General features: G+C 40.2%; 22 protein-coding genes and 1 pseudogene. 7 read left to right on the top strand and 16 right to left on the bottom strand.

The window, feature by feature from the left end; all coding sequences use genetic code 11:
• Positions 1 to 47 precede the first annotated feature (47 nt).
• The 6 genes from HMPREF9182_RS08320 to nrdR all read right to left on the bottom strand — a co-directional run bounded on the left by HMPREF9182_RS08320 (position 48) and on the right by nrdR (position 7,921).
• Positions 48 to 3,140 (bottom strand): DEAD/DEAH box helicase, encoded by a 3,093-nt coding sequence (locus HMPREF9182_RS08320; RefSeq protein ID WP_009755087.1) that lies wholly within the window; start codon positions 3,138 to 3,140, stop codon positions 48 to 50.
• Between the two features lie 186 nt (positions 3,141 to 3,326).
• Positions 3,327 to 4,637, bottom strand: coding sequence for a ribosome biogenesis GTPase Der (gene der / locus HMPREF9182_RS08315; RefSeq protein WP_009754915.1), 1,311 nt, complete (start codon positions 4,635 to 4,637; stop codon positions 3,327 to 3,329).
• Between the two features lie 42 nt (positions 4,638 to 4,679).
• Positions 4,680 to 5,396 (bottom strand): NADPH-dependent oxidoreductase, encoded by a 717-nt coding sequence (locus tag HMPREF9182_RS08310; RefSeq protein ID WP_009443844.1) that lies wholly within the window; start codon positions 5,394 to 5,396, stop codon positions 4,680 to 4,682.
• Complete coding sequence (gene dnaI, locus HMPREF9182_RS08305) at positions 5,393 to 6,292, bottom strand: primosomal protein DnaI (RefSeq protein ID WP_009754832.1); 900 nt, start codon at positions 6,290 to 6,292, stop codon at positions 5,393 to 5,395. Before dnaI ends, HMPREF9182_RS08310 begins: the two co-directional genes overlap by 4 nt.
• Positions 6,293 to 7,447: a DnaD domain protein gene (locus HMPREF9182_RS08300; RefSeq protein ID WP_009443565.1), complete on the bottom strand. Its 1,155-nt coding sequence runs from the start codon at positions 7,445 to 7,447 to the stop codon at positions 6,293 to 6,295.
• Positions 7,448 to 7,921 carry a transcriptional regulator NrdR gene (nrdR, locus tag HMPREF9182_RS08295; protein ID WP_009443770.1) on the bottom strand — a complete coding sequence of 158 codons (474 nt, stop codon included), beginning with the start codon at positions 7,919 to 7,921 and terminating at the stop codon, positions 7,448 to 7,450. It lies immediately after the preceding gene.
• A 254-nt stretch (positions 7,922 to 8,175) separates the two neighbouring features.
• On the opposite strand from nrdR, the gene HMPREF9182_RS08290 reads away from it, so the two are divergent.
• Positions 8,176 to 8,652: an excalibur calcium-binding domain-containing protein gene (locus HMPREF9182_RS08290; protein ID WP_255263267.1), complete on the top strand. Its 477-nt coding sequence runs from the start codon at positions 8,176 to 8,178 to the stop codon at positions 8,650 to 8,652.
• Between the two features lie 136 nt (positions 8,653 to 8,788).
• Here the strand turns inward: HMPREF9182_RS08290 and HMPREF9182_RS08285 are convergent, their stop codons facing one another.
• The 5 genes from HMPREF9182_RS08285 to HMPREF9182_RS08265 form a co-directional block, all read right to left on the bottom strand.
• Positions 8,789 to 9,604 (bottom strand): endonuclease/exonuclease/phosphatase family protein, encoded by an 816-nt coding sequence (locus HMPREF9182_RS08285; RefSeq protein ID WP_009443741.1) that lies wholly within the window; start codon positions 9,602 to 9,604, stop codon positions 8,789 to 8,791.
• A 17-nt stretch (positions 9,605 to 9,621) separates the two neighbouring features.
• The gene (locus HMPREF9182_RS08280; protein ID WP_009754424.1) at positions 9,622 to 11,811 is read right to left on the bottom strand and encodes a PTS transporter subunit IIBC; all 2,190 of its coding nucleotides are present in this window, start codon (positions 11,809 to 11,811) and stop codon (positions 9,622 to 9,624) included.
• A gap of 271 nt (positions 11,812 to 12,082) precedes the next feature.
• Complete coding sequence (locus HMPREF9182_RS08275) at positions 12,083 to 12,772, bottom strand: response regulator transcription factor (RefSeq protein WP_009443394.1); 690 nt, start codon at positions 12,770 to 12,772, stop codon at positions 12,083 to 12,085.
• An 8-nt stretch (positions 12,773 to 12,780) separates the two neighbouring features.
• Complete coding sequence (gndA, locus tag HMPREF9182_RS08270) at positions 12,781 to 14,205, bottom strand: NADP-dependent phosphogluconate dehydrogenase (protein WP_009443994.1); 1,425 nt, start codon at positions 14,203 to 14,205, stop codon at positions 12,781 to 12,783.
• A gap of 130 nt (positions 14,206 to 14,335) precedes the next feature.
• Positions 14,336 to 14,866, bottom strand: coding sequence for a YceD family protein (locus HMPREF9182_RS08265; protein WP_009754998.1), 531 nt, complete (start codon positions 14,864 to 14,866; stop codon positions 14,336 to 14,338).
• A 632-nt stretch (positions 14,867 to 15,498) separates the two neighbouring features.
• Here HMPREF9182_RS08265 and HMPREF9182_RS08260 point away from each other — a divergent pair.
• Positions 15,499 to 16,722 (top strand): MFS transporter, encoded by a 1,224-nt coding sequence (locus HMPREF9182_RS08260; protein WP_009443344.1) that lies wholly within the window; start codon positions 15,499 to 15,501, stop codon positions 16,720 to 16,722.
• A gap of 191 nt (positions 16,723 to 16,913) precedes the next feature.
• Here HMPREF9182_RS08260 and htpX read toward each other — a convergent pair whose 3' ends face one another.
• Positions 16,914 to 17,807: a zinc metalloprotease HtpX gene (gene htpX / locus HMPREF9182_RS08255; protein ID WP_009754273.1), complete on the bottom strand. Its 894-nt coding sequence runs from the start codon at positions 17,805 to 17,807 to the stop codon at positions 16,914 to 16,916.
• Position 17,808: 1 nt separating this feature from the next.
• Positions 17,809 to 18,378 carry a LemA family protein gene (locus tag HMPREF9182_RS08250; RefSeq protein WP_009443557.1) on the bottom strand — a complete coding sequence of 190 codons (570 nt, stop codon included), beginning with the start codon at positions 18,376 to 18,378 and terminating at the stop codon, positions 17,809 to 17,811.
• Between the two features lie 192 nt (positions 18,379 to 18,570).
• On the opposite strand from HMPREF9182_RS08250, the gene HMPREF9182_RS08245 reads away from it, so the two are divergent.
• The 5 genes from HMPREF9182_RS08245 (at position 18,571) to rsmG (ending at position 24,329) form a co-directional block, all read left to right on the top strand.
• On the top strand, positions 18,571 to 19,173 hold the full coding sequence (locus HMPREF9182_RS08245; RefSeq protein ID WP_009754841.1) for a TetR/AcrR family transcriptional regulator: 603 nt from the start codon (positions 18,571 to 18,573) through the stop codon (positions 19,171 to 19,173).
• Positions 19,174 to 19,185: 12 nt separating this feature from the next.
• Entirely contained in the window at positions 19,186 to 20,475 is a 1,290-nt protein-coding gene (locus HMPREF9182_RS08240) for an MFS transporter (protein ID WP_009754554.1), read from the top strand.
• Complete coding sequence (locus HMPREF9182_RS08235; RefSeq protein ID WP_009754705.1) at positions 20,450 to 22,780, top strand: FtsX-like permease family protein; 2,331 nt, start codon at positions 20,450 to 20,452, stop codon at positions 22,778 to 22,780. Before HMPREF9182_RS08240 ends, HMPREF9182_RS08235 begins: the two co-directional genes overlap by 26 nt.
• 10 nt (positions 22,781 to 22,790) lie before the next feature.
• Entirely contained in the window at positions 22,791 to 23,534 is a 744-nt protein-coding gene (locus HMPREF9182_RS08230) for an ABC transporter ATP-binding protein (RefSeq protein ID WP_009443719.1), read from the top strand.
• Between the two features lie 81 nt (positions 23,535 to 23,615).
• A complete protein-coding gene (rsmG, locus tag HMPREF9182_RS08225) occupies positions 23,616 to 24,329 on the top strand; it encodes a 16S rRNA (guanine(527)-N(7))-methyltransferase RsmG (protein WP_009754355.1) in 714 nt (237 codons plus the stop codon).
• A 42-nt stretch (positions 24,330 to 24,371) separates the two neighbouring features.
• On the opposite strand, the gene HMPREF9182_RS08220 is transcribed toward rsmG, so the two are convergent.
• From HMPREF9182_RS08220 to HMPREF9182_RS11185, 3 genes and pseudogenes are all read right to left on the bottom strand, one after another.
• On the bottom strand, positions 24,372 to 24,833 hold the full coding sequence (locus tag HMPREF9182_RS08220; RefSeq protein WP_009444031.1) for a putative immunity protein: 462 nt from the start codon (positions 24,831 to 24,833) through the stop codon (positions 24,372 to 24,374).
• Between the two features lie 8 nt (positions 24,834 to 24,841).
• Positions 24,842 to 25,678, bottom strand: a complete 837-nt coding sequence (locus HMPREF9182_RS08215) for an energy-coupling factor transporter transmembrane component T family protein (protein ID WP_009754335.1) — start codon at positions 25,676 to 25,678, stop codon at positions 24,842 to 24,844.
• Positions 25,665 to 26,453 (bottom strand): annotated as a pseudogene (locus tag HMPREF9182_RS11185) (energy-coupling factor ABC transporter ATP-binding protein); the annotation flags it as partial. The gene HMPREF9182_RS08215 and the pseudogene HMPREF9182_RS11185, both read right to left, overlap by 14 nt.
• Between the last annotated feature and the right edge of the window lie 35 nt (positions 26,454 to 26,488).

Raw genomic sequence — 26,488 nt, 5'->3', positions numbered from 1 at the left:
TTTTCCTTTCAACACTTCATTATAAACTATTCTGACCAATTTGAAAACTATTCTGCTGAAATTCCTAAGATTTCACGAATTTCTGCCATAGATAGACTCGAGCGAGACTCTGTTCCGTCTAAAATGGTCGAAATCAAATTCTTTTTATTGTCTTGAAGATCTTGAATTTTTTCTTCGATGGTCCCACGAGTAATCATACGATAAACTTCAACCTTCCGCTCTTGTCCTATACGATGAGCGCGACCAATCGCTTGTGCTTCTACAGCTGGATTCCACCAAAGGTCTACTAAAATCACTGTATCCGCACCAGTTAAATTCAAACCGACTCCTCCAGCTTTTAATGAGATCAAAAAAGCATCTTTTTCTCCTCCATTAAAAGCCATTGTCATTTCCTGGCGCTCCTTAGCAGGAGTCGAACCAGTTATTTTGAATGCCCCCATTCCCAGATGGTGTAATTCTTGCTCAATCAAGTCTAACATTCCTCTAAACTGAGAAAAAATCAGAACTCGATGATTGCTAGAATGAATCTGTTCCAGTAACTCACGCAAACTATCTAGCTTGCCACTATCCCCCTGATAACTTTCCAAAAAGAGAGCCGGCGTGTCACAGATTTGGCGCAAACGCATGAGACCAGACAAAATCTCAATTTTATTGCGATTCAGTTCTTCATCTGTAGCGTGGAGCACTCGCTCCTGCATCTGTTGCAGCTGAGCTAGATAAATAGCTTTCTGGCTATCTACCAAATCATTGCGATAGACAACTTCTGTCAGCTCAGGCAATTCCTGTAAAACATCTTCTTTTTTACGGCGCATAATAAAAGGCTGAATATAACGCGACACTAAATCTGTAGGCATTTTAAGAAATTCTTTTTTACTTGGTAACAATCCAGGCAATACGATTTGAAAAATAGACCACAACTCACCTAAATGGTTTTCAATTGGTGTCCCAGATAAGGCAAAAGTATTCTTTACATCAAATTTTCGCAAGTGCTGCGCAATTTTCGTTCGATCATTCTTCATCACCTGCGCTTCATCTAAAATTAGATAGTCAAAAGACAAGCGCTCGTATTCTTCCACATCTTGTCGGAAAGCAGTGTAGCTAGTAATCATCACTTGGTGCTGTTCTGCAATCAGACTATCTCTAGTAGATTTTGAACCATATACCACTGCTACATCTAGGTCTGGTGTAAATTTAGCAAACTCCTCCTGCCAGTTATAGACCAAGCTTGATGGGGCCAAAATCAAGACATTCTTGTTATCAGTCAATTTTGTGGACAAGAAAGATATGGCCTGTAAGGTTTTTCCAAGTCCCATATCGTCTGCTAGAATCCCACCAAAACCATAATGATCTAACATGGCAAGCCATTTAATCCCTACTTCTTGGTAATCTCTCAGTTCCGCCTCGATATTTAAAGTGCCAAGTGTAAACTCCTCAGGATGTCTTAAATCATAAGCTAATTTTTTAAATTCTTCAGAGAACCTTACATTTTCTTGTTTGTCTAACACTTCTGCTAGCTGAAATGCTGCCAAACGATGGGTAGCCACATGACCTTCTCGTACCTTCTTGGCTCTTAATTTTTGTAAAGTTTGACTGACTTTTTTGGTTTCTTCATCAAAAATCAAAACTTTGCCTGTCTGACTGATAAAGTAGTCCTGAGCTTCAAAAAGAGCTAATAAAGCATCATCGACTTCTGTCTGATCAATATTGGCAAAGTCAAAACCAATCTCTAAGAGACTTCCTTTTGTCTCAATAGCCATTTTAGGTTTTTCTACCTGATAAAGTGACTCTAAAGCAGCGCTTATCTTCACATTTCCCAAAGCACGAAAACGATCCAAAGTATGAGTAAAAAAGGCATAGATTTCTTGAGGCAATAAAGCAGAACGATGGCTTTCAAAATCTGCTTCAAAGCCCGCTTGTAACAGCGTTTGAAAAACTTGTTGTTCACGCTTAAAATTGCTAGCAAAAGGTAAAGAATCGAGCTCTACTCTACTGCTTACTTGTAGAGAATCATAAGCAAATACAAGCTTCACTTCTAATTCGCCCGTTTTTAATAAATCAAAGGAAAAAGTGGGATGAAAATCATGAATCACGAACTCTTTGGGAGCTGATAGTCGTCCCATTTTTTTGAACTCGATCAAACTGGCTGCAAGCTTTCCCTGGTCTGCACTATCAAACTGCAAACGTTTTTTTCGATCAGAGTCTACTGGTAATTCTCGTAAGGCCAAAAGAATGCGCTGTTGCTGGTAATTCAGTTGAAAAAAAGTATCACCGTAAAATAGAAATTCACCATTATAAAGGAGTTTATAGTGCTGTTCTACAATTTCTAATTCTATATAGCCCTCGTGTTCTTTTATTTCAAAAGAAAAAATCCCTGCATCTTCATGTAAATCTTGAAAATAGACTTGTGAATAATCGAATACACTATACTCTAAGCGAAAATTTTCCAATTCCATCAAGCGGGACACGCCCTCTTCAAAGAGCGCCGCTGGAAAGAAAAGATGGCGGGCAGCATTTTTGAAAATCAAGGAAGAATCTTCTCCATCTACCATGAGACCTCGTAAAAAAACAATGAACTCTTGACTGGCTGCGTCAAAAGCATCAAAATAGAGAGGTTCATAATAGCTTTTTCCGATCTGGTAATACCCTTCTTTTTGAATTGTCTGTAAAAAGGCACGAATATCTCTTACAACATAAGAACGCTCATCTGGTATACGTCGAAGTCTCAAAGTCCATAAAAAATCACCTGTATAAGTATCTTCTTGCCCAAGAGCAATGAGTCGATACTTGGGCTCTTCCTCCTCTATTGGCAAAATACGATCTAAGAAAAGACTGCCAAATGACACACGACCCTGCGTTTCTTTTTGGCTTGTTTCTTCCAGCTCTAGCCTTGCTAATACTTCTTTTCCTTCTGTATCATTTTTCAAGAAATACTCTAGTCCAGCCAGATGGGCACAATAATGCTTTTCTTGAAAAAATTCGCACGAACAAAAAACAGCTTCATCTGCCAGACTGTATCGTAAATTATAGTCTGCAACCCTACTATAAATAATACGATTGTTGACTTCAACAATTTTAATTTGACCCTTTTCGTAAAAAGTCATTCCTTCCATCCGAATTTTCCCCGGAATCAATTTCGCCATAATTACCACCTTACATTTATCTCTTCATTATACCATAGAATGCAGATAAAGAAAAAAGCAAGCTGGTTTGCTTGCTTCTTTTTCTGTAGATAGGTACTATTCTTACCTAACTGTTACTTTTCTGTCTTGGTGGTATAATCACTCAAGATCTCGTACTAAAACATGCTGTCTTTCATCAGCTTCACATTATTTCCGTTTTCGTGCAATCAAGTGAATCGGGGTTCCTTCAAAGACAAAGGCCTTGCGGATTTGATTTTCCAGGAAACGCAGGTAAGAAAAGTGCATGAGCTCTTCTTCGTTGACAAAGATGACAAAGGTTGGCGGTTTAGTCGCCACCTGAGTCGCATAGAAAATTTTGAGACGTTTGCCCTTGTCAGTCGGCGTCGGATTAATCGCAATAGCATCCATGATAACATCATTGAGCACCGCTGACGGAATACGGGTATTCTGACTCTGACTGATTTGCTTAATCATATCCGGCAGCTTATGGAGACGCTGCTTGGTCAAGGCAGAGACAAAGATAATCGGGGCATAAGACAAGTACTGGAACTGCTCACGAATATCTTCTTCCCAGTTTTTCATAGTATGGTTGTCTTTTTCTAGCGTATCCCACTTATTGACAACGATGATCATTCCTTTACCTGCTTCATGTGCAAAGCCAGCGATTCGCTTGTCGTACTCACGAATTCCTTCTTCGGCATTGAGCACCATCAAAACGACATCTGAGCGATCGATCGCCCGCATGGCCCGCATGACCGAGTATTTCTCTGTATTTTCATAGACCTTGCCTGACTTGCGCATACCAGCCGTATCTATCATGGTAAATTCTTGACCTTCACTGTCTGTAAAGACCGTATCAATAGCGTCACGCGTCGTACCGGCAACAGGACTGGCAATAACACGCTCCTCACCCAAGATAGCATTGATCAAGCTAGACTTACCGACATTAGGACGGCCAATCAAGCTGAATTTGATCATATCAGGATTTTCGGCTACTTCTTCATTTGGTAGATTTTCAACGATAGCATCGAGAACGTCCCCAGTACCAATCCCATGAACTGAAGAAACCGGGAATGGATCACCCAAGCCCAGCGCATAGAAATCAAAAATCTCATTGCGCATTTCAGGATTATCAACCTTATTGACCGCTAAAATAATCGGCTTATGAGTCTTGTAAAGCATTCGAGCTACATACTCGTCCGCATCTGTAATACCTTCCTTGCCAGACACGACAAAAACAATGACATCTGCTTCGTCCATGGCAATCTCAGCCTGGTGTTTGATTTGCTCCATAAAAGGTGCGTCAACATCGTCGATTCCGCCCGTATCAATAATACTAAACTTGCGGTTAAGCCAGTCTGCTGTCGCATAAATTCGGTCGCGGGTCACCCCTTCGACATCTTCCACAATGGAAATCCGCTCACCGGCAATCCGATTGAAGAGTGTTGACTTGCCGACATTGGGACGGCCGACAATGGCAATAGTTGGTAAGGCCATGTTTTTCCTCTTTCATTCTTTAGGACAGAGACAAACTCCGTCCTATTTTTCTAATTTCTTTTCTTTGAATAGTTGATTGATAGCCTGATTAGGCTCCCGACCAAATTGAGCTGCTAGGCGCTGACTCCAGGTTTCCTTAGCTCGCTCGCCGGCATATTCAGTCTGAACGCGGTCATAGGCTTGGATAGTTGAACGATTCTGTTCACGATATCCTTCCTCAAAGACCACTGCTTCATAAGGCAGACGTGGCTTAACTGCATGGTTCTGGTCGGGAGTCCCCAGAACAATCCCAAAAACTGGATAAGTGTAGTCTGGCAACTTGAAAAGCTCCGCTATTTGACTGGCAACATAACGAACCAATCCAATGATTACTCCGCCATAACCCAAACTTTCAGCTGCTAAGAGAGTATTTTGCCCCGCCAAAGCAGCATCTACTGAACTAATCAGGAGATTTTCTGTTCCCTCAGGATAAAAGTCTTCCGTATGCATGTGAACGCCCTTTTGAGCTCGATTGAGGTCGCCGACAAAAAGCAGGAAGGCCGAAGACTGCCGAATAGCTTCTTGGGGCACCAAGTCAAAGAGGGCTTCTTTTTTCTCTTTGCTTCGCACCACAATGATAGAGTAGGACTGGAAATTCTTCCAGCTGGAAGCGGCTCGTCCCGCATCAATGATGGCACGTAATTCCTTATCCGAAATCTGCTCCTCCGTAAAGCGACGAACAGACGTGTGAGCCCTCATCAAGTAAATCGTTTCATTCATCGACGATTCTCTCCTTCTAGGCGTACCTCCTGAGCTAGAAACTTAATCCGCTCCATAACTCGCTTGGCCTGCCAAGTCTCATCGCCATTCTTAGAGCTAGCAAAATGACGCTCCAAATCTGCAAAACTAAAGTTAGAAGTAAAGAAAGTTGGCAGATTTTCCTGCATACGGTGCTGGAGAATGACCTGCAAAATCTCATCTCGCATCCAAGGGCTAGACTGCTCTGCACCGATATCATCCAAAATCAGCACTTGAGCTGTCTTGACCTGGTCAATCTTCTCCTTGACCAAACCGGAACTGATTGCATTTTTAACATCTAAAACAAAGCTTGGGTAATGTAGCAAAGTCGTTGAAACACTGCGCTTTTCTGATAAATCATGCGCCAGAGCAGCCATCATGTAGCTCTTACCCACTCCAAAATCCCCGTAAAGATAAACAGCTTTCTGGTAATGTGGAAACTCAGCAACGAAGTTGGTCAACAGTTCAAAAGCCTTATAGCGACCAACATCATCCAGATCTACCTGTGCCAGACTAGCTTCCTTGAGACTACTAGGCAAATTGATTAGATTAAGTCTACTCTTAATTGCTTCGTTCTTTTGCTGCTCGACTAGCTCTGGAGTCTCCTCGTAGGAAACATCCGCATAGCCTGCATTTTTGATCAAAATCGGTTTATAGCCCTTGGCGATATAGGCTTCATCCCCCAGCAAAAATCGATTTCGCTCACTAATATACTGATTAAACTTCGAGATGCTTCGGGAAATTTCAGATTGACTAAGTTTCTCCTGCTGGATAAAAGCCGCCACATCAGGATCTTCTACGATTTGACGAACCAACTCCTCATAGTTGAATTGACGGGCAGGATTTTTATGCGAAAGGGTCTCTCCAATCTTTTCCATTTAGTCACCTCCTTGTTCTATCTTAGCAAGCAAGCGGCGTTTTTGCTCTTCAAGCTCAGCCTGCTTCTCTGCACTTGTTTCATTTTTATAATCTGGTTGGCTCCAGTCAGGCACATTACTTTTAGTAACTGGCTGGCTAGCTTTAGCTGGTCTACTCTGACTTTGCTGATTGCGCTCGCGGATTTTCATCACAGCTTCTTCAGAACTAGTCACCTTTTGATAGGCAAAATCATTGGCGACTTTTAAAGCGTATTTCTCATTTAGGTTTGCCGAATCCACTTTATTAAAGGTCAATAGCAAGATAATATTAATCACTTCATCTAACAAACCCAGGTTCGCTAATTCTTGTAAAATCCTACGCTCTGACTGCGTAATGGTTGCTTGACGAGTCTTTTTTATTTCTGCCAAGAAAAGCATGGGCGTCTTACTCTTTGCTGCTCGAATAATCGATTGCTCTTGCTGTGTAAAATCTCCTGCCAGCGTTTTCTGAGCCAATTTTTGCTTCATTCGATTCACAGAAATAACCTGTGAAACAGCTGTTTCTCTTGCTAAGACATACACCTCATACCAAGTCCAATTTTTTTGCTCTGCTATTGAAAACAACTCTAACAAATCTTCCTTTTCATCTGCAAAACGTAGATTGTCCTGTGCCATTCTTTGCTTGAAATGTGCCAAATCAAAATCTTCTTGCTTCTGACGAACAATAGATACATCATCTTCTACTTCGAAAACAGCAGATAATTTACTAGCTAAAAGTCGTCCTCGAGGCTGACTCATCAGCATGGATTCTACAGCTACTTCCCCAATTTTCTTTTCTAGTAATCGCTTATAAACATGATGTTGGAAAAACTCATCCGTTGAAAGAGGGGCAAACAATTTTATTTGATAAGCCGAATCTTCTTGATAAAGTTCTAGCAAATGCAAGGCACTCAGTCGTTCAAATCCTGTTTGAAGTGTTTCCATGCCCAGATTTAAATGATTGAGAATATGTCCAAAGGGGTATGCCTGCTGTCCATTGTCCCAGAAAGCTAAACAATATAAATAAAGATCAACTGCTTCTCTACCAATAATGGGTAAATATAAGCGTATGAGATTATTCGTATCGTGGCTCACCAGATTATTTTTCACAAATGAAAATAGATCATTTGGTTTCATCTATTGCTCTCTCTTCTTTTTAACACCCTTGGTGATTTGTTTGAGAAGATTTTCCAACTCACCAACATCCTTAAAACTTCGATAGACACTCGCAAAGCGAACATAGGTAATTTCATCTAGCTCAGCCAGTTCATCCATTACTAAATTTCCAATAAAATCACTGCTAATTTCACTATCACTACTACTACGAACCTTCTGTTCAATTCGATTGACTAGTGCTTCTATCTCATCACTTGATACAGGACGTTTCTGCGCAGAACGAATGATACCGTTAAAAATCTTATCTCTAGAAAATTGCTCCCTCGTGCCATCCTTTTTGACAACAACTAAGGTCCTTTCTTCTACCCGCTCATAAGTTGTAAATCGATGATGACAATCATCACACTCACGGCGGCGGCGAATCGTATTCCCATCCTCAGCTTGCCGGCTATCTACAACACTCGATTTGCTACCACCACATTTTGGACAACGCATATGATTCCCTCCTCAAATCTTAATACTCTATTTTACCATATTTTCATGGATAACAAAAGTAGAGAAAACTCAAAATCCACCCGTATTCTCTTATTTTCAAAGCTCGCCAAAAACCATATTTACTTTTGCAAAAATATTGTATATAATATACGTAAGCGTTATCAATTTAAATGCTCAAAAGGAGATTACTTATGAAATAGTTTATAAAAAACTCAGCTTTACTCTGCTTTTTGGCCATTTCTCTATTAGGTCTTGTGGCTTGTTCTTCGGACACAGAAAAATCCACAACAACAGAATCTACAGAAGTAGTTAGCAAAGAAAGCTCCACTGACAAAACAGAAGCTAGTAAGAAAAAAGAAGACGAAGAAAAGAAAATTAAAGAAAGTAAAGAAAAGGCAGAAGCTGAACTAAAACAACAAGAAGCTAAGAAAAAAGCGGAAGAAAAACGAATCGCAAAAGAAAAGCTTGAAGCCGAACAAAAACAAGCCGAAGCGCAGCAACAAGAAGCTGCTCGAGCTCAACAGGAAGCCGAAGCCGCTGCACAAGCTCAGCAAGAAGCTACTACTCAACAGGCTATAGCCGAAGCACCTGCGCAAGCGCCTACTCCAACAGTCGGTCCTTTCAGAAATTGTGCTGAAGCCAGAGCTGCAGGCGTAACCCCAATTTACGAAGGACAAGCTGGTTACGCTCCTCACTTAGATCGCGACCATGACGGAGTAGCATGTGAATAAGAAAAGCTTTTTAACTCGCTTAAACCGCAAGCAATTACCAATGCAGTCTCTAGCTAAATCGAAAAAGATTTTCAAAGCACCTTTTAATGATACCATTTGTAAAAAATACTGAGACAACTACCGTCTCAGTATTTTTTTACAAATGAACAAGTACCTCTAAACCAAAATGATCACTAACTACCGGTGTTTCCTTTCCGTCAAAGACTACGGCAGAGCTTTCAATTTGGATACCTTGACTTGTAAAGATATAGTCAATCTTCAGAGCGTCTTGATTACCATCCCAACCAGCGATTGCTCCTTCAACGGTAGCTTTCCCAACGATCCTTTCAGCCACTTTGTGGCTATCTTGTAGTTTAAGAGGACTTCGCATGATATGCTGATAACCTTCATAATCGACTGGATTGTTAAAATCTCCCATAAGAACAACTGGACTTGAAACCTTGAGAAGCTCAGCTTCAAGCTGCTCCCATTCTTCTTGGAAGCCCTTGTCCCACCAAGATAGATGACAAGAAGCGATTGTCATTAATTGACCTTCTACTTCTGTCTCAGCTATTAAGACCTTACGTGTGTGGTAATCCCTAGGATCATTCACTTCTGAGACTAAAACTTCTCTAGGAGACAAAGGATTTCTAGATAGGATAGCCACACCTTCATTATAAATGTCAAAACCAATATGATTATAAGCCCAGGACCAATGATAGTCCAGTCCTGCTTTTGCCAATTTTTCTACTAGACAAAGGGCAAAGTGATCTTGATGAATCGCAATCGCCCCTTCAACAGCCTGATAGAAAGGAGCCTGAACAACCTGTTCAGACTCCATTAATTGATTGACTTCCTGCAGGCAAATGACATCATATTTTTCTTGAAGAATGCGTTCTACCAACTGATTTAGCTTGGTTTCCTGCTCTTCTTCCATCCAACTATGAGTATTTAATGTCAGGAATTTTGCCATGATTTCTCTTTTCTATTTTACAATTCAACCTTGGCAACAACTGTCTTCACTGCTGCTTGACCAAGTTTTTCTACTGTTACAGACTTGATAGCTGCTGCATTTGTGAAGACAACAACAGTTGAAGTTTCACGACCAGCCGCCTTGATAGCTTCCAAATCAGCTGTCACAAGAAGTTCTCCTGCTACAACTCTCTGACCTTCTGACACATGAACTTCAAATGGCTTACCTTCTAAGCTAACAGTATCCAATCCGATATGAACTAGTACTTCCAAACCATTTTCAGTTAGAAGTCCTAAAGCGTGTTTCGTAGGGAATACGCTCGTTACTGTACCAGCAACTGGTGAGTAAATCTTACCATTTTCAGGCTCTACAGCAAATCCATCGCCCATCATTTTCTGTGAGAAAACAGGATCTTTAACATCTGTAATCGCAATGACTTGACCATCGGCAACAGTTTCTACTTCTTCCGTCACACCTTTGTAGGCAACTTCAACAGCTGTTGATTCTGCTTTTTGGCTAGGAAGTGTTTCAGGAATGACTTCACCAGAGTCAAGAAGGTCTTGAATATCAGACTTCAATACGTCAGCTTTTGGCCCGTAGATAGCTTGAACGCCATTTCCTTTCATAACTAAGCCCATAGCTCCTTCGGCCTTCCACTGTTCTTCATTTCCGACCTTATCGGCTTCCTTAACAGTAACACGCAGACGAGTCATACATGCATCTACATCTACGATATTAGCGCGACCGCCCAAAAGGTTGATGATATTAACAGCTTGTGAAGCTTCTGCAACCTTGGTATCTGATGAGCTCACTGATGCATCGTCAGAACCTTCAGCAGTTTCATAATTTCCTAAACGACCAGGTGTCGCAAATTTGAATTTTTGAATCATGAAGTTAGCGATAAAGTACATTGCTACTCCAAAAACAACTGACACCCAGATAAAGTTAACAACATCCCAACCAAGACCAGCATTGATAGCCATTGGAGTACGAGTCAGAAATTCAATTGATCCAAATGAATGTACACGAAGATTAACAATATCAGCCATTGCAAAAGCCGCACCTTGAACAACTGAGTAAACCAGGTAAAGTGGAGTTGCAACAAACATGAACATGTACTCGATTGGCTCAGTAACCCCTGTCAAGAAGGTTGCCAACGCAGTGGCAATCATCATACCTTTGTATTTGTGTTTCTTGTCAGCATCTACATTGCGGTAAATTGCAGCTGCTACCCCAATCAAAATTCCAAATGAACCAATCATTTGCCCAACTTTAAAGCGAGCTGGATGGAAAGCTTCAAGTAATTGATTGTAGCTTGCCATATTTGAACCTTTAAGGTTAACAAGGTCAGTTACCCAAGCAAGCCAAAGTGGGTCTTGTCCGAATACTTGTGTACCTTTCGCAGCACCAGTTAACACTTCATATGTTCCACCAAGAGCCGTATAATTCATCGGAATTGTCAACATATGGTGCAATCCAAATGGAAGTAAGAGACGCTCTAAAGTACCATACAAGAAAGGTGCAAAAACAGGAGCCGTATCTTGTGAATTTGCAATCCAGATACCAAAGTTATTAATTCCTGTTTGAATGACAGGCCATACGAAAGAAAGGACAATCGCAACGATTGCAGAGCGCAGAATCACGACAAATGGTACAAAGCGTTTTCCGTTAAAGAAAGAGAGTGCATCTGGTAGCTTACGGAAATTGTAATATTTATTGTAAGCAGTTGCCCCAACAAAACCTGCAATGATTCCGACAAAAACTCCCATATTTAAGGCTGGAGACTCCAAAACACTAATGAAGTAGTCAGAAACTTTAATAGTGCCCCCTAGCAGTGTTCGCACGGTTGCTTCTGGATCCTTCAACATGTCACCTGAAACACCAAATATCACACCAGTGATACGGTTAATCAGAATGAAAGAAAGTCCAGCCGCAAAAGCACCACCGGCACGTTCTTTAGCCCAGCTACCACCAATTGCAAGGGCAAACAAGACATGGAGGTTACCAATAACTCCCCAACCAATTTGCTCCAAGACACCACCGGTCGTTACTAAAATACCTAGATTAGGGTTAATCATTGGTAGTGACTTACCAATACTAATCATAAGACCAGCAGCTGGCATAACTGCAATAACAACCATTAAAGCTTTACCGAATTTTTGCCAAAACTCAAAACTTAAAATATTTTTGAATGATTTTTTCATCATCCATCCCCCTTATTTTTTTGCAAACGTTTATGAAATCGTTTGCATTTACATTACTATTCTACCACGAATTTTTATTTTGTAAAGCGTTTTTATAAAATTTGTTAAAATATTCTATTTCTTTGTTATTTGTTGATGTATACTATATCAAACATTTTTTATATACATTGACAGTTTCTATTTTTTATCCTTCAAGAAGGCACAATATGAGCAAACGATTGCATCTGTCGGACAAAAAACCTCTGACTTTTACTAAAAGTCAGAGGTTATTGATTTATCCTTGCATAGCATAACCTTTGCCACGCACTGTCTTGATATAACTTTCTTGACCAGGGACATCGATTTTACTACGAAGATAGCGAATATAGACATCTACCACATTTGTCTCTGAGGGACTTTCATATTTCCAAACTTGATCCAACAGTTGCTCACGACTCATGACCTTATTATTCCCCATTAGCGTCACTAACAGATCATATTCACGTCTAGTCAAAGCAATAATTTCTTCACCACGATAAACAATGTGGTTTTTCAAATCAACCCGAAGATTGCGATAGGCTGTTGGCATTTTCAGCTTGCTACAATGCTGATCAATAAAATCTCTACCTCGAAAAATCGCAGAGATTTTATCAATTAAATCGCTAATGCTAAAAGGCTTGACTACATAAGAGACCGCAAAACGCTGAATTTCTTCAGTAGAATCTGCCACTTCCTCACGATCTGCCATGACGATAATCACTGTAGCAGGCTTAACAAGACTCAATTCTTTTGCAAAATACGAAGCCTTGCCATCAGATAGTTGGTAGCTGAGCAAAAGTAGGTCATAATCATTCTCTTTAGCCAACTTTAGGCCATCTTGACCCGTTTCAACTAAATCTACTTGAAAATTCTCTTTTTGTAGCTCTAGCATGACAAACCGCGCTAGATTTCTTTCATTTTCTACTAATAAAATTCGCTTCGCCATGATTTATATTATTTTTCGTCGTACCACGAATAGTGGAAAGTACCTTCTTTGTCTTTACGTTGATACGTATGCGCACCAAAATAGTCCCGCTGTGCTTGGATTAGGTTGGCTGGAAGATCAGCTGAACGGTAGCTATCAAAGTAAGTAATAGCTGCTGAGAAGGTTGGTACAGGTACACCAGCTTGGACAGCAAGAGCTACGATATCGCGCACCGCTTGTTGGTACTTAGCTGTTACATCCAAGAAGTACTCATCTAAAAGAAGGTTAGCAAGGTCTGCATCACGGTTGTAAGCATCTGTGATCTTTTGCAAGAAACGAGAACGGATGATACAGCCATCACGCCAGATAGATGCGATATCGGCAAATGGCAAGTTCCAGTTGTTTTCTTTAGAAGCTACACGCAATTGAGCAAAACCTTGTGCGTATGAAATAATTTTTGAGAAGTAAAGGGCTTGACGGATCTTTTCGATCAATTCAGCCTTGTCGCCTTCAAACTTGAAGGCAGCTGGTTTTGGAAGCACCTTGCTAGCATGTACACGCTCTTCTTTGTAAGTAGAGATGTAGCGGGCAAATACGGATTCAGTAATGAGTGACAATGGGACACCGAGATCAAGTGCTGATTGGCTGGTCCATTTACCCGTTCCTTTGTTTCCTGCTGCATCAAGGATGTAGTCTACGATTGGACCATCTTGACCTTCATCGTCTTTGCGGCTCAAGATATCTGCTGTAATCTCAATCAAGTAGCTATCAAGCTCGCCTTTGTTCCACTCTGTAAAAATCTCAGACATATCTGCTGCAGAAAGACCGAGCAAATGCTGCATAAGGTCATAGCTTTCTGCAATCAACTGCATATCGCCGTACTCAATACCGTTGTGGACCATTTTTACATAGTGACCAGCTCCATCAGGACCGATATACGTCACACATGGCTTTCCGTCTTCAGGCGCTTTAGCAGAGATTTCTTCAAGGACATCTGCTACCAGTTCATAGGCCTCTTTTTGGCCACCAGGCATGATAGACGGACCTTCAAGGGCACCTTTTTCACCACCAGAAACACCAGTACCGATAAAGTTGATACCTGAGTTGGCTAATTCTTCATTACGACGGATAGTATCTTTATAGAAAGTATTTCCTCCATCGATTAAGATATCTCCCTTGTCAAGATGCGGAAGAAGGGCTTGAATAGTTGCGTCTGTACCAGGTCCAGCTTGAACCATGAGCATAATACGGCGAGGTTTTTCGATTGAGTTTACAAAGCTTTCAATGTCATAGCTTGGCACAAAATTCTTTTCAGGATGGCAAGCAATCACATCTTCTGTTTTTTCTTTACTACGATTGTATATGGCAACCGTGTAGCCACGAGATTCAATATTTAAGGCAAGGTTACGACCCATAACGGCCATACCAACAACACCAAAATTTGCTTTAGTCATTTCATTCTCCTATAGTTAGTTTGTTATATTTTACCATGTTTACAAGTGAAAAGAAAGTAAATATTATTTGCGACCTCATCACATCAATAAATATATACATATTTATTGATGCAGTTGCTGTGCAATCAAATTATTCTTCAAACATCCCTTGCAAACTTGCAAAAGGATTATTGGCTTCTTTTTTTTCTGCTTGATATTGCTCATAATCTTCTTCAGTCATGACCTGCCAGTTATTTCCTGTTGGCAATTCGCTACCTGCTTCCTCTTCGGCAGTCAAAATTTTCAACGGAATATGCAATAAGATATTATCCGCCACGCTTTCAGCCAGATGGATTTCTCCATCTTCAATCGGCAATACCAAATCTTGATCAATCAACTCTTTTGAGGAGTATTGCCCCTCTTCCATAAAAATCTCATTCACTAGATGAAATTCCTTGCGCTCCACCGGTTCCATGCTCCGACTTGACGAGAGTGTAATCGTGTAAGAGAGTTCATAGTCCAAAAAATAAAGTCCATCTTCATATTGAACTTTTCCGCTAGCCAAAATATCTTGAACATTTAAAATATCCACACTGCGCTCTTTTAGTTCTTCTGCCAAGTCAAACTTTTTTTCAAAAGCCAAGCCATCTGGATTTTTGCGAATTTCTTGTATATTTAACATAAGTTCCTCTTTGCTTTTTCTTTTATTATACCATGATTGTCTGTCCTTCTGTAGAGGAAAAATATTTTATTAAATAAAAAAGAAAAGTAACAAGGAACATGTAAGATTGTTTTTTACATATTTCTGTGACATAAATCCTCTGTCTTTATCAAAAAATACAGATAGATCGCCTCAAAATCTATCTCTCGTTTTGCAAAAACAAAGCGAATGATCCGCTCAAAAATTTTTCAAGACTATCCGTTTCATTCCTGCAAAGACAAAAGGATTTACAACTAAGACTGTCATCAGCGCTTATCCTTCTCACCAGAAAATACATAATCAAAGTCAGAATCACTGAAAACGAGTCTGCTAGCCCCTCTAGAAAAGATCAAACAAGAAGTAAACATGACAAGCTGCTGATGAGATGTAGAATCTATCAAATCTTATCTTTGCGTCATCAAAAGTATGAAAAAACGTTTAGACAAAAACCTTGCAAGTCACTCCTCTTTTCTTACCACTTACTAAGATCATCTCACCACTTAAATAGAACCTATTGAAAGTCTACTTTATCCTGCTATAATCATAACATCAAGATCTTGTATCACATCCCTTTAGAAATCTTTCTAATACAACCACTATCGAAGGAGATTTATATGAAACTTGCTTTAAAAAATAAATTGTTTGCTTTTATCAGTCTCTCACGTATCTTTAATACTTTGGGTGCTTCTATCTATAATATTGTTTTTGTTGTACTCGCATCTAGCATGCCCCAGCCTAAATTCGCAGTTGGTATCGCCAATTTTATTGTACTTGTACCAACCTTCTTTACTATCTTTGTTGGTATGAAAGCAGATAAAACTGTAAACAAAGCACGCTGGCTCATTCATCTAGGATATCTACAAGCTTTTCTCTTTATTTTAGTTGCCTTTTTAACCAAATCCACATCTTACTTAGCTTTTGCTACTGTTTGTTTCCTCAATATATTTTCTGATATCATGAGCGACTATCGAAGCGGTCTGCAAATGCCTATTTTACAAAAAAATATTGCTGAAAAAGATTTGATGGAGGCTTACTCTTTCACTCAGCTTCTATCTTATCTTGGAAGCTTTGCTGGCCAAGCTTTGGGTGTTTGGCTACTCAATATCAGCCAACAAAATTTTGCCATAGTAGCCCTAATCAATGCTCTTTGCTTCCTTCTATCTTCTAGCACCCTTTACCTGGTTCGTAAAAAGCTTACTCATGATGCCGTCATCGTAAAAACTGAAAAAACACCCTTCAAAACACAAATGAAAAGCCTCTATACAAATGTACAAATGATTTTCGAGCATGAAAAAGTAGGAAATTTTATTTTAGTGTTGCTTCAGGTCTTACTATTAAATGCTCTTGGCGGTTCTATAATGGCACTTTATAATCTCTATTTATTGGACCATCCATTTTGGGGACTCGATCTCAGTCAGTCCATTTTGGTTATTCAATCATGTTTAGTAATTGGAATTATTGCAGCAAGTGCCTTTCCAAATGATTACTTTGCTAAACTTCCACTGACAAAACTAATGGTTTGGGGTTCTCTTTTTATCTTTATTTTAGGTCTCTGCAACTTACTCCAAGCACCAGCTCTTTTGGGAATCATTGCGCTTAGCTTCCTTATGTATATCTCAGGAAAAATAAATCCTAAACTCAATAGTATGCTACTAAGCAAATTGCCTGCAGATGTATTAGCGCAAACATCCAATTTCCTCACAATGATCTTTACTTTTTCAATTCCACTAGGTAGTATGATTTTTACCAGCCTAGCTCTATGGAATATGGAAATTGCTTGGATGGTGTTCTCAATTATTGGTGGTATCTGTCTTCTATTAAGCGTAAAAAATAGATAATTTCAAGATTCACAAAAAGGCTGGGACAAAAGTCCTAGCCTCTCAATTGTCTTTGGATTGTCGAGCAAGACGCAGTGGTTGAGTGGGCTCTACTACGCTGATTTCATCAGCTTTTACAGCCCTACTCAACTGTGCGGAGGTGGGACGACGAAATCGAATTCTAACGAATTACCGATTTCTGTCCCACTCTCTTACATATGTCTTAAGCGTTCCACTCTTTCTGAAATCGGAGGATGTGTAAAAAATAACTTTTGCAGTCCTCCTTGCTTTTTAGGATCGCTAATATACAAGGCTGCACTCGCATCGTCTACATGACGGTGCATGGGCTCGCTATTTTCCAGCTTTAACAAAGCATTTATCATTCCTTGAGGGTTTCTGGTTAATTCCACACTGGAAGCATCTGCTAGAAATTCTCGTTGACGCGAAATAGCCAACTGCACCAAAGTCGCTGCCAGCGGAGCTAAGATAATTGCAATAAGTGAGAAAATCAACATCAAAACGCCTAGGCCACTGTCATCATCACGATCGCTTCGTCTTCTTCCGCCACCAAACCACATCATTCGGCCGGCAATACTAGAAATCATTGTAATCGCACTGGCTAAAGCCACTGCAATCGTCGAAATACGGATATCGTAATTTCTGATATGGCTGACCTCATGGCCAATAACACCTTCCAATTCTTCCCGATTCATAAGATTTAAAAGACCCGTCGTCACTGCAACAGCCGCATTTTCTGGCTTAGAGCCCGTTGCAAAAGCATTAGGAGACATATCATCTACAATATAAACCCGTGGCATAGGAATTTGTGCGACCATGGCCATATCTTGTACAATATGATAAAGCTCTGGAGCCTCATCTTCCGATACTTGACGTGCCCCGTTCATTGACATAACAACCTCAGTCGACTGAAAAATCATGCTAAAAGCATAAATGCCACCAATTATAAATGCGATGATTACGCCACCGAAAGTAGAACCCAACCAAAGATAGCCTGCAGCTGCACCAATCACAGCTAAAAGAGTAAAGAAGGCGACCAAGAGAAGCCAAGTTCGTCTTTTATTTGCAGCAATTTGATCAAAAAGCATATTAATCACCTAGACCATTACTGCCAAAGTCAACCTTTGGAACTGCTTTTTCTTCTTCTGGTGTTACCAAGAAATCTGCTGGTTTAAAACTAAAGATCCCAGCAATCACGTTGCTTGGAAAAGCTTGTAATTTCACATTATAGTTGCTAGTCACTGAGTTATAGAGCTGACGAGAATAGGCAATTTTATTTTCCGTATTGGTCAATTCTTCTTGTAATTTTAGGAAGTTAGTATTTGCCTTCAGATCTGGGTAATTTTCAGCCACAGCAAAGATTCCTGAAATTTGACGAGACAAGGCATCACTAGCCTGCATTATTTCCGCTGGAGATGATGCGTCGGCAACTTGACTGCGTAATCGGGTTACTTTTTCCAGTGTTTCTTGCTCATACTTACCATATCCTTTCACTGTCTCAATCAGATTAGGAAGCAAGTCATTTCTACGCTTAAGTTGAACATCAATCTGACTCCAAGCTTCTTGAGTCTGCATACGGCTTGTTACTAAACCATTATAGACAGAGATTACAAACAAAGCCAATACAACTGTAATCGCAATAGTAATAATAAGTGTCATAGTATTCTCCTTTTAACCTATAGGAGTGAAAATATCTCACACCTAGATCTAGGCAGAATAATCACTGCCTGTTGTAGCTATTATAACAAAATTTCGGAAAAGTAGATAAATAATTGACAATCTTTTTTAAAGGAGTATACTATATGTAGAACTATAGACCGACAGTCGGTTTATAAAATTTAGGAGCTTCTCATGACAAATAAAAAAGAGTTTATCTTAGATACCGCAGAAAAAATGTTTGTGGAACAAGGCTTTGACCAAACTTCCATTTCTCAACTTCTCGATGCAACCCAGATTGCAAGAGGAACCCTCTATTACTACTTCACATCAAAAGAAGAAATCATGGATGCCATTATCGAACGTTGGATTGAACAATCTTTTGAGCAAATGCGCATCTGGGTAGAGAGGAAACATCTCTCAATTATTGAACGACTAATGGGTGCTCTAGCTTCATTGAATTTGAAAAAAAATGGACAAGAATTTTTGGAACACTTACATGAGCCCCAAAATGCTCTTCTTCACGAAAAAAGCAATCAAATCCTATTAAGCAATGCTCCTCAAATTCTCTATCCTCTTTTTCAAGAAGGTCTTCAAGCTGGTGAGATGCAAACTGCTTATCTTTACGAGAGTATCGAAATGATGCTCACTTATTCCCTGCAGATTTTTGACAACTCCTTCCAGAAATTAGAGAGAGCTGAACAAGATCAAAAGATTCAAGCATTCATCTACTTATTAGAAAAAATTTTTCAGACAAAAGAAGGGTATTTTGCTTCTTTGGCGCAATTAATCCACTAAAGGAGGCTCCTTATGAAACATAGTGGCTTTAAAATCTACCTCCTGATATGGCTAGGAACGTTTATTTCTGAAATCGGAACGGGCATGACCTCTTTTGCGCTAGGAATTTACACCTACCAGCTGACTGGACAGGCTGCTTCTTCTGCCCTAGTCACCCTTTGTGCTTTTTTACCTGGGCTCTTAATGACACCCTTGGCTGGAATTTTAGCTGATCGTTATGATCGTCGCCTTCTAATGGCTTTGGGAGATGGTCTATCAGGTCTGGGAGTCCTCTGGATTTATTTTAGTTTACAGGTTCATCAACCTTCCATACCTCAGATTTGCCTTGGTGCTGCAATTAGTTCTGTCTTTTCTTCTCTAGTTAATCCAGCCTTTCGAGCCACCATTTCCGACCTGGTTCCGGAGGATCAGATTTCCAAAGCAACTGGCCTGTCACAGATTAACGGCATTGCTCGCTACCTCATTTCTCCTAGCCTTGCCGGCCTTCTTTTGGCTCAGGGGACAATTGGTCTGATTCTATTAATTGATTTTTCGACTATTTTTGTGACTGTTATTTGTAATCTGGTCGCTCGTCGCCATATCAAAGCTCCGATAAAGGCTACACCTCATCCTTTCTGGAGTGAATTTATACGAGGATTTCAAATCATCCATGAAAAAAGAGGAATATGGCTCTTGGTTTTGCTGGGAACGGCCTTCTCTTTCTTTCTAGGAACCGTTGAGATCTTGCTTACTCCTATGATTATTGGCTTTGCCTCTAGTCAGGAAGTCGGCTGGACCATGGCTATTTCCAGTAGCGGTATGCTACTTGGCGGACTTATCTTAGGTATCTTTTCTATCAAGGAGCATTTTCATATGATCCTTAGTCTATCGCTTGGTCTATTGGGAATCTTTATGGCAGGTATGGGCAGCAAGGAAAACCTAGTCTGGATTTGCTTTTTTGGCTTCTTACTGTTTATGTCTCTACCTTTTGCGAATACGGCTATTGATTATTTGATTCGCTTAAATATAGATAAGAGTGAGCAAGGGAAAGCCTGGGGCACAATCGGAATCATCTCACAGTTCGGCTACGTCATCGCCTATGCCAGCATGGGCTGGGTGGCCGATAGCTTCTTTAAACCACTCCTCCTCCCAAAAGGAGCATTAGCCACTTGGATCGGTCCTATCATCGGAACAGGAAGCAGTCGTGGTTATGGACTTCTTCTCATCCTTGCAGGATTTTGTATCAGTATTAGCGCTCTCTTTCTCTACCGCCAATCCGCAATTAAGGAGCTCGAATATGTTTCTAAGATTAATCCGAAATGATGTTAAAGCTAATAAAATCAGCGTCTTAGTCATTGCTCTCTTTCTATTTTTTAGCATGACTGTAGTGATTTCTGCAACTCGCCTCAGCACCAGTTTACTGACATCTATCGAAGAGTTTGTGCAAACTACTAAAAGCCCCCACTTGCTACAAATGCACAGTGGTCCTATCGATAGAGAGAGATTAGAAAAATTCGTAAAAAAGCATCCTGATATTTCAAACTATCAGATTTCTGATTTCATAAATGTCGAAAAGTCAACTCTTAAGATTAATGGTAAAGCGAGTTTGCAAGACAATTCTCAAGATTTAGGTTTCTCCAGCCAAAATCAGCATTTTGATTTTTTACTCAATCAAAATAATGAAATTATCAAACCTGAAAAAGGACAAGTATACATCCCGCTCTATTTTTATCAAAAGGGTAATATCAAACCTGGAGACCAAATCAACATTGGAAGATTAAACTTGACTGTTAAAGGGTATGTACGGGATGCCCTTATGAATGCAGGTCTTGTTTCTTCTAAGCGATTTCTCATCCATCCAGATGACCTAAAAGCTTTGAAAGAAGAGAAAGGAACATCTACTGAATTCTTAATCGCTTTTAGACTCCAAAGACTTAGCCAAATTTCTAAAATAGAAACGGATTACCAGGCAGCTAGATTAGAGAGTAACGGACCTCCCATCATTAGCTATTCTGTCATTAAAATGATTAATGGAATCAATGATGCTCTTGTTATTCTTGTATATCTCCTCCTTAGTTTGACCCTGATTTTTATCACTCTCCTCTGTATGCGTTTTGCCCTTCTAGCAAAGATTGAAGAGGACTTTCAGCAAATAGCAATCATGAAAGTCATGGGGCTCCCCCAAACCTTTATTAAAAATGTTTATCTAGCCAAATATTATGCTTGCATGCTGCTGGCTATTATTCTCAGCTGGTTAACTGCTTATCCCCTTACTCAACCTGTGCTCAAAAAGATGGAAATGTCTATGGGGAAAAGCAGGACACCTTTTTATAGTTATTTACTAGAAATAGCTTTGACCGCCATCTTATCTGGCTTGATTGCTTGGATTACCTCGCAACCGCTCAAATCACTCAAAAAGCTAACACCTGGCCAAGCCCTATCTTCTCAAAAGTCACAAAAACAAGAAAAGACAAAGAATCCAACTAAAAAAAGACTTCCTAGTCATCGTTTTATAGATACTCTCTATTTTTCTTGGAAGCAACTTTGCCAACATAAAAAACTTTATTTAACCATGCTTTTCATTCTATCTTTGATTGGATTTGTCCTACTCCTACCGACCAATCTCCATCGCACACTGACTGACAAAGAATTTACTCAGTATATAGGAGTTGGAAAATCTGATATACGAATGGATCTTTTTCAAACAGAGAAGATCGAAGAAAAAACCAAGCAAGTAGTCAAAGAATTAAGTCAGAATCATGAAATAGAAAGCTTCAACACTCAAATAGTCTACAATATAGCATATAAAGATAAGAAGGGACAGATAAGAGAACTTCGTGTTAGTGTAGGAAACCACTCTTCTTTTCCAGTTAAGTATAGCCAGGGAAGGTTTCCAAAAAATGATCAAGAAATCGCCCTGTCCAAACTTCAAGCCAATGATCTAAACCTAAATCTTGGAGATTCATTGGAAATGCTGGTAAATAGCAAGAAAAAGAAAATGAAATTAGTTGGAATATACTCTGACTTAACATATGGTGGCAAAACGGCTAAGGCCACTTTCCAAGTAAAAGATCAAGTCGCTCTCAATAGTCTGGTAACCATTCAAATAAAAGAAAGTATCCAAAAAAAGAAAATCCTTCAGAAGCTACAAAATAACTATCCTGACTACAAAATTACAGATGTTGATGATTTCTTTTATCAGACTTTTGGAGATACTCTAGCAAGGATAAAGGAGATTCAGCTTGGGGTCTTTTGGCTAGGGAATATTTTAGTCTTTATTTTGACCAGCCTCTTTATTTATATGATTTATATTAAGGACAGAAAAGATTTAGCCTTATATCGGCTCTTAGGTTTCAGCAAACATGCACTGATAAGCTACTACTTGCTAGCCTTTAGCTTGGTCATCATGGTTAGCTTCTTACTTGCCCTAATTTTGCTACTTAGCTTGGGGCAAGCTTTCTGCAATCTTCTGCTAAACAATTTTGGAATTAGTCAACTTCATCTTATTTTAGACTTCCAGCAAAGCTTCCTATTCATTCCTCTTAGCATACTAGTGAGCGGGTTATGCGCCACTCGCTTGATTATTGGAGGTATTAAAAAGCTGGACTTAGCCCCCTATTTACACTAAGGAGAAGCCTATGTTATTAGAAGCTCATAACCTCATCAAAAGCTATCAGGGAAATCAGGAACCCATTCTCCGTGATTTGTCGCTGGAGATTGAAAGCGGCCAATTCATCGCCATCATGGGGCCATCTGGCTGCGGAAAATCCACTCTGCTCAATCTTCTATCCACCATTGACAGACCTGATCAAGGCCAGATTCTTTACGAGGGAAAGAACCTGCTGGCTATGAAAGACAAAGACTTGGACCGCCTTCGCAGAGAAGCTTTTGGCTTCGTTTTCCAGCAGGCAACATTTCTGAAAAATCTCAATATCCTAGACAATATCTGCCTACCGAGTATCATTGGTAAGAAAGGCAGTGAGCGAAAGGCAGCCTATGAGCGAGCCAAGGAGTTAATGGCTCTGACTGGTATTAAGGACATTGGTCACCGCTCTATCCATCAGGTATCGGGCGGCCAGCTCCAGCGAGCCGGCATATGCCGAGCTCTCATGAACCAGCCTCGAATCATTTTTGCTGACGAGCCGACAGGAGCCCTCAACTCTCAGGCTGGCCGTCAAGCTATGGAACTCATGCAGCACTTCCACCAGCAAGGCGCAAGCATTCTCCTAGTGACGCATGATGCCAGCGTGTCTACCTATGCCGACAAGGTCCTGCTCATTTTAGATGGCAAGATCAAAAAAGAAGTTCTCTTTGACCCAGCTGCTAATCAGGACGAGCGTCGCCAGCTGCTCTTGGCGGAGCTCAATCAGATTGGCATATAAGAAAAGAGACCCTTCAGCAGAATGCTGGGGTCTCCTTTTTATGATATAATAGGATGAATACTGACAAACAAGGATGAAACTATGACACCGCAAGAATTTTACCAGCTCTTGATCCAGCAGAGAATCGAGCTGGACGACCGCCAGAAAGATCAGTTTGAGCGTTATTTTGAACTCTTGGTCGAATGGAATGAAAAAATCAATCTGACAGCTATCACAGAAAAAAATGAAGTCTATCTCAAGCATTTCTATGATTCAATAGCGCCCGTTTTGCAATGCCTGATTGATAACCAGGAGCTTAAGCTGCTAGATATCGGAGCCGGGGCCGGCTTTCCCAGTCTCCCTATGAAAATCATCTGCCCTAAACTGGATGTGACTATCATTGACTCGCTCAACAAACGCATCAACTTCCTCAAACTGCTGGCAGAGGAGCTGGAGCTGGACAAGGTTCACTTCTACCACGGACGCGCAGAAGACTTTGCTCAGGACAAGGCCTTTCGAGCTCAATTTGACCTGGTCACCGCCCGTGCAGTCGCTCGGATGCAGGTCCTATCTGAACTGACCATTCCCTATCTAAAAGTTGGTGGCAAGCTCTTGGCGCTCAAGGCTTCAAATGCTCCAGAAGAACTGGAAGAATCAAAAAATGCCTTGACCCTCCTATTTAGCAAGGTTCAAGACAACCTCAGCTATTCCTTACCAAACGGCGATCCCCGCTTTATCACAGTGGTGGAAAAGAAGAAAGAAACTCCCAATAAATACCCACGAAAAGCCGGCATGCCAAACAAAAGACCATTATAAGAAGAAAAACCAGGTAAGATGCAGTGCACCTTATCTGGTTTTTTATATCATCTTCAATAACTCAATTTGCTTCAGGCGTTCTTTTTTAACAGCATCAATATCTCCTGGATATATCTTGTTGATCAGGGTAATAGCAAAATCTGCTGCCCAAAGGCCATGATATTTAACATGGGGACTAGCTACAAGCTGAGCCATCGTTCGATAGAATCTCACTTTAACTACATCATCTTCCTTTTTTGCGAAACGTGAAATCTCAAAGCTCAGATTTCTAGCGGCATGATAAGAACTCTCCCCAGCTAACCAGTCATCCATAGCAGTAAGGGCTTGTTTCATCTCTTCTGTAAATGCAAAAGCAGTTAACTCCGAAAGATGAACGGCATAAACTTGGCAAAATCGAACTACTTCTTGATGTGTTTTTTCTTCATAAACTTTAATAAAGTCTTTCTTCAAGTCTGGAGCATCCTCTATTTTCCCCAAAGGTTTTTGATAAGCATAGATATCCATTTTCTGTCCTACCTCCACGGATTATAGAAGCGGCCGTGATTGACAAAAAATAGAGCAAAACTGACCAGCAAGAAAGTAAGAGAAAGGATGATAACCGCAATATCTATCCGATTAAATACTTGATATGTATACCAGGTCCGTTTTTTATTTTTACCAAAGCGACGTAACTCCATAGCAGTCGCAATCGTCTCAATACGATCTAAGGAGCTAAAAATCAAGGGAATAATAATCTGTAAGTTCCCCTTAATCCTCTGACTCAGTTTAGCTTTTGATGACAATTCTAATCCACGCGCTTCTTGCGACATCTTAATCAGATGGAATTCCTCTTGTAAATCTGGAATATAACGCAAGGTCAAACTAACAGAATAAGCAATTTTATAAGGAACCCCAATCTGATTGAGACTGGAAGCAAACTGACTCGGATGGGTCGTCATGAGAAAAAGTACTGCCAATGGAATCGTACAGACATACTTCAATGCCATATTAAAAAGGTAAAATAACTCTTCTAATGTTACATTATAGATTCCAATGCCATCTAACAATAGCGTCTCATTTCCATAAATATCTTGACCGTACTGGGGTGCAAAAAGATAGACCATCAAGATATTGAGCACTGCAAAAACCAATGCAAAAACCAAAACAAAACGAACATCACGCAATCGAATCCCTGAAATCCTAAATAAACTTAGAGATAAAAGTGCAATGAGCATTAAAAATCGAGTATCATAGCTAATCATAGCCGACACAGACACAAGAATAAAAAACAATAATTTACTTGCTCCTGACAAGTGGTAAATAAAGCCAGTCCCGGCATGATAACCAATAATTTTTTTATCTTGAAACATGACTTCTCCCTTTTTCTTGCATATAAAATTCTGTCAAGGCTAGCGGATCAACACCCAGCTTTTTAGCTAAAGTAAAAATCGAAGTTTCTTTCAGATTTGCTTCTGCAATCAAGTTCTTATCCGTCAGCACCTGAGCAGGGGATTTATCCGCCAAGATTTTCCCATCCACCACTACAATTGCACGATCTGAATAATCTAGCATTAGCTGCATATCATGAGTAATCATGATAATGGTATGACCTTGTTGATTTAATTCATCTAAGAAATTCATAATTTCGGTATAATTTCGCTGATCCTGCCCCGCTGTCGGCTCATCTAAAAGGATAATCTCTGGTCCCAAGACCAAAATAGAGGCGATTGTTACCCGCTTCTTTTGTCCAAATGAAAGAGCTGAAATAGGCCATTTCCTAAACTCATATAGACCGCAAGTTTTCAAAACTGATAAGACTCGCTCTTCTATTTCTTCTTCAGCGACTCCACGTAAGCGCAGTCCTAAAGCCACTTCATCAAAAATCATCGTTTCAGAAATCATCTGATTTGGATTTTGTAGAACATAGCCAATCCGCTCTGCTCTCTCCTTAATAGAATCGGCCTTAATATCCTCTTCCCGCCAGATATAATTCCCATCAGTCTGAACAAACTGGCAAAGTGCCTTCGCTAAAGTAGACTTTCCGGCTCCATTTTTTCCTACAATGGCTATCCGCTCCCCCTTTGAAAACTGGAGTGAAATATTTTTCAAAACCGGACGCTCACCATAAGAAAAACTAATATTCTCTACTGAAAAGAGAGGGGAGACAGCCTTAGAGTCAA

The organism is Streptococcus sp. oral taxon 056 str. F0418 (genome assembly GCF_000220065.1).
GTDB lineage: Bacteria > Bacillota > Bacilli > Lactobacillales > Streptococcaceae > Streptococcus.
Note: the sequence above shows the minus strand (reverse complement) of the source record. Positions and strands in the feature narration are given on the sequence as shown.

Excerpts from the sequence above, each read along its gene's own strand:
- HMPREF9182_RS08220 (WP_009444031.1), bottom strand. The coding sequence starts at position 24,833 with ATGGATATCTATGCTTATCAAAAACCTTTGGGGAAAATAGAGGATGCT.
- HMPREF9182_RS08260 (WP_009443344.1), top strand. The coding sequence starts at position 15,499 with ATGAAACTTGCTTTAAAAAATAAATTGTTTGCTTTTATCAGTCTCTCA.
- HMPREF9182_RS08310 (WP_009443844.1), bottom strand. The coding sequence starts at position 5,396 with ATGAATGAAACGATTTACTTGATGAGGGCTCACACGTCTGTTCGTCGC.
- HMPREF9182_RS08250 (WP_009443557.1), bottom strand. The coding sequence starts at position 18,378 with ATGACACTTATTATTACTATTGCGATTACAGTTGTATTGGCTTTGTTT.
- HMPREF9182_RS08240 (WP_009754554.1), top strand. The coding sequence starts at position 19,186 with ATGAAACATAGTGGCTTTAAAATCTACCTCCTGATATGGCTAGGAACG.
- HMPREF9182_RS08245 (WP_009754841.1), top strand. The coding sequence starts at position 18,571 with ATGACAAATAAAAAAGAGTTTATCTTAGATACCGCAGAAAAAATGTTT.
- HMPREF9182_RS08275 (WP_009443394.1), bottom strand. The coding sequence starts at position 12,772 with ATGGCGAAGCGAATTTTATTAGTAGAAAATGAAAGAAATCTAGCGCGG.
- der (WP_009754915.1), bottom strand. The coding sequence starts at position 4,637 with ATGGCCTTACCAACTATTGCCATTGTCGGCCGTCCCAATGTCGGCAAG.
- gndA (WP_009443994.1), bottom strand. The coding sequence starts at position 14,205 with ATGACTAAAGCAAATTTTGGTGTTGTTGGTATGGCCGTTATGGGTCGT.
- HMPREF9182_RS08235 (WP_009754705.1), top strand. The coding sequence starts at position 20,450 with ATGTTTCTAAGATTAATCCGAAATGATGTTAAAGCTAATAAAATCAGC.
- htpX (WP_009754273.1), bottom strand. The coding sequence starts at position 17,807 with ATGCTTTTTGATCAAATTGCTGCAAATAAAAGACGAACTTGGCTTCTC.
- HMPREF9182_RS08320 (WP_009755087.1), bottom strand. The coding sequence starts at position 3,140 with ATGGCGAAATTGATTCCGGGGAAAATTCGGATGGAAGGAATGACTTTT.
- HMPREF9182_RS08285 (WP_009443741.1), bottom strand. The coding sequence starts at position 9,604 with ATGGCAAAATTCCTGACATTAAATACTCATAGTTGGATGGAAGAAGAG.
- dnaI (WP_009754832.1), bottom strand. The coding sequence starts at position 6,292 with ATGGAAAAGATTGGAGAGACCCTTTCGCATAAAAATCCTGCCCGTCAA.
- HMPREF9182_RS08280 (WP_009754424.1), bottom strand. The coding sequence starts at position 11,811 with ATGATGAAAAAATCATTCAAAAATATTTTAAGTTTTGAGTTTTGGCAA.
- HMPREF9182_RS08300 (WP_009443565.1), bottom strand. The coding sequence starts at position 7,447 with ATGAAACCAAATGATCTATTTTCATTTGTGAAAAATAATCTGGTGAGC.
- HMPREF9182_RS08215 (WP_009754335.1), bottom strand. The coding sequence starts at position 25,678 with ATGTTTCAAGATAAAAAAATTATTGGTTATCATGCCGGGACTGGCTTT.
- HMPREF9182_RS08230 (WP_009443719.1), top strand. The coding sequence starts at position 22,791 with ATGTTATTAGAAGCTCATAACCTCATCAAAAGCTATCAGGGAAATCAG.
- rsmG (WP_009754355.1), top strand. The coding sequence starts at position 23,616 with ATGACACCGCAAGAATTTTACCAGCTCTTGATCCAGCAGAGAATCGAG.
- nrdR (WP_009443770.1), bottom strand. The coding sequence starts at position 7,921 with ATGCGTTGTCCAAAATGTGGTGGTAGCAAATCGAGTGTTGTAGATAGC.
- HMPREF9182_RS08265 (WP_009754998.1), bottom strand. The coding sequence starts at position 14,866 with ATGTTAAATATACAAGAAATTCGCAAAAATCCAGATGGCTTGGCTTTT.